The 6000-nt window shown below is 70.4% G+C and carries 5 protein-coding genes; all 5 read right to left on the bottom strand.

Annotation, left to right across the window (positions count from 1 at the left end):
* Positions 1-391: 391 nt before the first annotated feature.
* Positions 392-2332 (bottom strand): Helicase associated domain protein, encoded by a 1941-nt coding sequence (locus ACFVST_RS20105; protein WP_390153546.1) that lies wholly within the window; start codon positions 2330-2332, stop codon positions 392-394.
* Complete coding sequence (locus ACFVST_RS20100; RefSeq protein WP_390153543.1) at positions 2274-2885, bottom strand: DEAD/DEAH box helicase family protein; 612 nt, start codon at positions 2883-2885, stop codon at positions 2274-2276. The genes ACFVST_RS20105 and ACFVST_RS20100 overlap by 59 nt, the downstream gene beginning before the upstream one ends.
* Positions 2886-3104: 219 nt before the next feature.
* Complete coding sequence (locus tag ACFVST_RS20095) at positions 3105-3917, bottom strand: SDR family NAD(P)-dependent oxidoreductase (RefSeq protein WP_390153540.1); 813 nt, start codon at positions 3915-3917, stop codon at positions 3105-3107.
* Positions 3914-4960: a pyridoxal-phosphate dependent enzyme gene (locus ACFVST_RS20090; RefSeq protein ID WP_390153537.1), complete on the bottom strand. Its 1047-nt coding sequence runs from the start codon at positions 4958-4960 to the stop codon at positions 3914-3916. Before ACFVST_RS20090 ends, ACFVST_RS20095 begins: the two co-directional genes overlap by 4 nt.
* Positions 4957-5916, bottom strand: coding sequence for a succinylglutamate desuccinylase/aspartoacylase family protein (locus tag ACFVST_RS20085; RefSeq protein ID WP_390153534.1), 960 nt, complete (start codon positions 5914-5916; stop codon positions 4957-4959). The genes ACFVST_RS20090 and ACFVST_RS20085 overlap by 4 nt, the downstream gene beginning before the upstream one ends.
* Between the last annotated feature and the right edge of the window lie 84 nt (positions 5917-6000).

Here is a 6000-nt window from a genome sequence, read left to right as displayed (position 1 = left end):
CTTCGCTCCGCGAAGACGACGCGCCGCCGCTACGCGGCGGTTCCGGCTCCGCCGGAAACCTCACGACTCCGTCGTGAGTAGGCATCACTCCGTGATGCCTTGCCGGTCCACTCCGTGGCCCGGCGGCTCGGATCGCTCCGCGATCCGGCCAAACGGCCTGCGCTCCGCGCCGGCCTGAAAGCGCAGCAATAGGTGGTGGAGTGGGCGCGCTTGACGGGGTGTCACGCGCGCCCACTCCACCTGACGCGAACTGCCTACGTTCGGGGTCCTGCTGACGAGGTTTCAGGCCAGCCGCTCCCGTGTCGAGGTGCGGGCCTCCGGAGGGGCTTCCCATCGTCCTCTACCGTAGCGCTTCCGGGGTGCTTCCTTAGCGGAGTTGTGGGCGAAAAAGTTAAGTGATCTCTGTGTTTTGGGGGCGCTCCTCTTCGGCGGGAGCGGTGTCGGCTTCACAGAGGATGCTCTGGATCAACTGGCATCTGTTCTCGGAGAGTTGACCGTTCTTCTGGGCGGTGCGGGTCTTGCAGAGCCAGGGGCCGATCATGACGCGTTCTCCGTCGGCCTCGATCCCCTCCCGGGCTCCCGGAAGACGGCCGTGCCGCTCGATGAAGGCGCGCAGCAGGCTGGCTGTCCGCTCGAAGGAACGGCGTTTCCTGGACTTGGGGGTGCTGGGTGTGGCGGGGGCGGTGGTGATCTCCTTCTTCTTCGTCGTCAGGGTGATGTGGTTGGGGGTGAGGTTGAGGTGGGTCAGGAGGTGGCGTTGGCCGCCTGCAAGGGTGTTCCAGGTGGTGAGTTGGCGGTGCAGCCAGGTGCCGGCTTTCACGCCGTCAATCACTGTGTCGCGGTGCAGGGTTGCAGGGTCGCGTCCGGTGTGGAGGTGGCGGGCCAGAAGGTGGTACTTGCGGTGCCAGTCGGGTCCGTAGGGCAGCTGCCAGTCAGGATCGAGGGCGGCGAGGCGTGCGTGACGGGTTGCGGGGAGTCGGTCTTTGCGGGCGAGGCCACGTTGGTCGACGAGGAACTGGCCACCGGGATCCTGAGCGGGGATGGCGAGGTGACCGTGTTCGGCGTGAAAAGCCTCGACGAGGGTCATGTTGCCCTCGAAGGCGGCTTCGTGCTCGTCCCAGATCATGCCGAGTGCGTCGAGTTCGGCAATCCAGTCGGCAGTCAGGGTGCCGCGGCGGTGGGCGGTGCGCTGGCCTGCGATGAAGGCTCCTAGGCGGTAGCCGTAGGCGTCGGTGTAGTCGACCGGGACCTTCAGGTGGCCGTGTTCGGCGTGGTAGCGGAGGGCTGCGGCCAGGCCGGCACGGCGGGGTACGGAAAGGACCGCGCCGGCCGAGGGCCAGGCCAGCAGGTCCATCGCGCGGGCGATCGCGTGGGGGTCGAGGGTGAAGTCGAAACGGAACCGGCGTGTGATCAGGCGGTGGGTGGTGTCGTCCAGGCGGTGCGCGGTGGCCTTGCGCGGGGCGCGGGCGGCGATGGTCTGGTCGTGATGGCGTAGCGCCGCGGTGATCAGCCAGAGAGCTTCGAAGGGAGTGTCGAGGAGGTCGGTGGGGTCGGCGCCGGGTGGGGTGTAGGCGGGGATGATCAGGCTCGCGGTCTTCACTTTGGTGGTGGGGGGTTTGCGTAGGGCGCGGCCCAGGGCTTGGACGATGCGGCGCACGCTCTGGGTGCGGGAGGCGAAGACGATCGCGTCTACGGCTGGCAAGTCGATGCCTTCGCCCAGGACTTGGGCGTTGGTGATCACGGCGCGGTCGGCGGTGGCGAACTGGTCGAGGAGTCTGGCGCGTTGCTCGGGGGTGTGGGTGCCGTTGATCGAGGAGACGGACAAGGCGTCGGCCCAGGAGGGGCGTTGGTCGGGTGGGAGGGTGCGCACGGTGTGGGGGAACTGGCGGGCGAAGTCTTCTGCGTCGGCGACCTGTTGGAAGTAGACGATCACATGCTTGAGGTCGTGGGCGGTCATCGCTTTGAGGACGGCCAGGTGCAGGGCGGTCGTACGGCGGGCGGTCGGGGCTACGCCGGTGTGCGCACGGTCGGGGTCGGCCAGGACGGTGCGCAGGTCGGTGTCGGTGATGGTGGGGATGAGGAGCTGGTAGTCGGCCAGGACGCCGTCCTTGATCGCCTGGGCATGGGTGTAGGTGTGCAGGCGCGGGCCGAACACCTTCACATCGTCCATGGAGGCGATCAGCGACGGGGACTCCCACGCAGGGTTGGTGGAGGGGGTGCGTTTGGGGCGCGGGCGGGTGTCCGGGGCTTCGGCCAGGCGCGGCGCCTCCCACTCATAGGGCGTGGCGGTCAGATACAGGGCGGCGGTGGGTGCGGATCCAGGAGGAGTCATGGACCATCGTCCACTCCTTGTTCCAGGAACCCGCGGTGCGGTGCGCTTCGTCGATGATCGTGAGGTCGAAGGCGGGGGCGGGGAAGACGGAGTGCTGGATCTCCTCGATCCGCACCAGCGAGTCGAGGGTGACGAACACGGTCGCCGGCTCGTTCTTCTTGGCGCGCTGGGATAGCCAGTACGCCAGGTACTCCCCCGAACCCGTACTGCTCGCGCCTGCCCCGGCCAGCAGCGGATACCTGTCCGCGCTGAGTGAGGAGACCGCCATCAGCGGTTCCGTGCGGCCGTCCGCGCGGGCCGCCGCCGCCCACTGGCCGATCAGATCCCGGCTGGGTACCACCACCAGCAGAAACCGGATGTTGAGGGCCTCGGCGGTACGCAGCGCGATCAGTGTTTTGCCCGTGCCGCACGCCGACACCAGGTGCCCCCGGGTGCCGGGCTTTCGCAGGCCACGTACCCCGCTGTCCACCGCCTGCTGCTGATCAGGACGCAGCGTACGGGGCGGCGTGGCCGTTGTCGTGTCGGTGGATGGGGTGGGGGTGGGGGTGGGCATCGTGGCAAAGGACCTCAGCGAGCGGGGCGGACGGAACTACATCAGAATCCGCTGCTGACCACCCCACCGTCACCACACCGAACATTTCACAGGACTGCAACTGGGCAGGGTCGCCCGCACTCTCCGCCATCACGCCGAGTGCCCGGTCGCCGTCATCCCCCCACGAGCCGTGAACCCCCTGGGGCCCAGGTGGGTTGGAGCTCTCCGGCAGGGTCGGGCTCAGTAGTGCACCCAGCCGCCGTCGACGCACAGGACCTGGCCGGTGACGAAGGTGGAGTCGTCGCTGGCGAGGAAGAGGAACGCGCCGGTCAGGTCGTTCGGGGTGCCGCGGCGTTGCAGGCACTGTTGGGGGAGGATGTGGGCGGCGACCGCGTCGGCGTCCGGTTCGGTCTCGGCCTCGTGTTCGGTGCGGATCGCCCCGGGCATGACGGTGTTCACCCGTACCCCGTCCGGGCCCCATTCCCGGGCCAGTGCGCGGGTCATGCCCAGGATCGCCGCCTTGGACGCCGTGTAGTGTACGGCGCCCGGTTGTCCGGTCTCGACCATCACCGACGTCACGGTGATCAGGCTGCCCTGGCCGGAAGCGACGAGGTCGGGGTGGGCGGCTCGGGCGAGCAACCAGGTTCCGCGGGTGTTGACCGCGTGCACCGTGTCGAACTGTGTCACGTCCAGGTCCACGGCGGAACCGCGGCCGGTCGCGGCGGCGTTCGCGACCAGGATGTCCAACGGCCCCATGGCTTCCCGGACTTCATGGACCAGGGCAGCCGGGCCCTCGATGGTGCCTAGGTCGGCCGGAAGCGCCACCGCCTCGCTGCCGGTCGCTCGGAGCCGGGCCGCCTCGCCCTCGGCGAGTGCCGTCATTTCCACGGTCGGTTGATGGGCGAGCACCACCCGCGCGCCCTCGGCCGCGAACCGTCGGGCCACTGCGGCTCCGATGCCACGCGAGGCTCCGGTGATCAGTGCCGTACGCCCGGACAGCCGCCTGGCGGTAGCGTTCCCGGCGCCAGTCTCCGGCGCTGAAGGCCCGCTCACTGGGCGGTCCCGGCGACGGGGGTGGCCAGGTGGCGTCCGATGCGTTCTGTGAGGCCGTCGGCGGGGCAGACCTCCATCGGGGTGCTGACTGCGGTGTGCCGCTGGAGGTCCTTGAGGCCGTGGCCGGTCAGGACCACGGACACCTGGCTGTTCGCCCCGAGTCGGCCCTGTGCCGTGTCGGCCGCGACGGCGGCCAGGGGGGCGGCCGCAGCGGGCTCGACGAACAGCCCCTCCTCGGCGGCCAGCAGGTCCTGGGCTGCCCAGATCTGCTCGTCGGGCAGGGCGGCGCCCCACCCTGCTGTATTCCGCACCGCGGCCACCGCGGCCTCCCCGTCGGGCGGCTCGGTCAGCTGCAGGCCGGAGATGGCGGTCCGGCATTCCGTGACCACCGGCTTGTCCAGGTCTCCGGTGGCCGCGCGTGCGATCGGGGCGCAGCCCTCCGGCTGGCAGGCGATCACCGTCGGCCCGGGACGCCCGGTGGCGGCCAGGCCTCTGGCCGTGGCCACGAGGAGTCCGCCGCCACCGCAGGGCACGTAGACGTGGGTGAGCGTGTCGTGTGCGGCGCGGAGTTCTGTGCCGATGGGGTCGGCTCCGCGCATGCCGACCGGGTTGTGCCGATGCGTGGTGATGGTGAGCAGGAGGTCGTTCGCCGCGGCGATGCGCTCCAGTTCGTCCATCACCGCGGGCCCCATACCGGGTACCTCGATCATCAGTACGCCGTAGGGCCGGATCGAGGCCAGTTTCTCGGCGGGGGCGCCTGACTGTACGCAGAGCACCCCCGTCAGCCCGGCCCGGCTGCCGTATGCCGCCATCGCCGCGCCGCCGTTCCCGGACGACGTCGCCACCCAGCCCCGCAACCCGCGCTCCACGGCGTGGCGCATGGAGGCCGCCGCGATCCGGTCCTTGTAGGAGCCGGTGGGGTTCAGGTGCTCGCACTTGGCCCACAGTCCGCCGAGCCCCCAGCGGCGCGCGAGTCTGTCCAGTGGCACCAGCGGTGTGTTCCCTTCGCCGAGGACGCTCCCGGTCGCGCGGCTGCTTCTCATGAGAGTCCTCCCGACTGCGGGGCCTGCTGGTTGGCATGGTCATTTTCGCCAGCGACGGTGGCGAGGATGAGCACCGTGTCGCCCCGGCGGACCCGGGGTTTCCTGACGAGCAGCATCACCGCGGACCGTTCGGCCGCCCGGAACTCGTGCAGGACCTGCGCCTGGTCGTCGACGAGTGTGGCGACGAGGGCTCCGGGCTCGACCAGTTCGCCGGCGGTGCGGGCCGTCACCAGGTAGCCGTCCACCGGTGCCTGCTCGCCGCCGTCGGTGTCGCCGTCCCCGGTGACGGTCACGCTGGGCGCGGCCGCGGGCACCTGTGTGCCGGGCGCGAGCATGTCCAGGTCGGCCAGGACCCGCCAGACACCGGCACGGTAGAGCTCAAGGTCGTCGGCGCGGATCTGGCGGCCGCCTCTGCCCTCGACGTAGAGGGAGGCGACCCCGAGTTCTGTGGCCGCGCTGAGTGACCGGCCCGGGTGGATCACTGGATGGCGCCAGGTGAGCGGAGCGGCGAAGGCTTTGGCCGCCCGCTCTGCCGCCGGGTTCAGCGGACCGGTGGATTGGTAGCCGCACAGCACCGGCATCTCGAAGCCGGCTCCCGCCGAGTGGAGATCGATGAGCAGGTCGGCGCCGGTGATGAGTTCCTGGGTGAGGTGGTGGGCGATCCGATCTGCGGCGGGGCCGGTGGCGGAACCGGGGAACACTCTGGCCAGGTTGGTGCCGTCGAGCGGATCGCAGCGGGTTCCGGCGGCCCAGGCCGCCGGGTGGGCGGGGGCGGCCCAGCGCAGTTCGCCGCGGACGCCGGAGGTGGCGAAGTCTGCGGCCAGTCGGCGGGCCGCGAGCACTCCCTCGTACTCGTCGCCGTGGACGCCGCCGAGCAGCGCCACCACCGGGCCGGCGGATGCGGTGGTGGCACGTCTTACTTGGGGCAGTGTCGCTGCTGCTGTACGCGGGGGCATGGGATCGGGTCCCTCCGGTCGGTGCGTACGGTCGGTCGGTGCTGTTAGCCTAGCCCCACTGGTCCACCTGGTGAACCCCGAGTT

Origin of the sequence: Streptomyces sp. NPDC058045 (genome assembly GCF_042885635.1) — a bacterium.
GTDB lineage: Bacteria > Actinomycetota > Actinomycetes > Streptomycetales > Streptomycetaceae > Streptomyces.
This window is presented reverse-complemented; position numbering and strand designations above follow the sequence as displayed.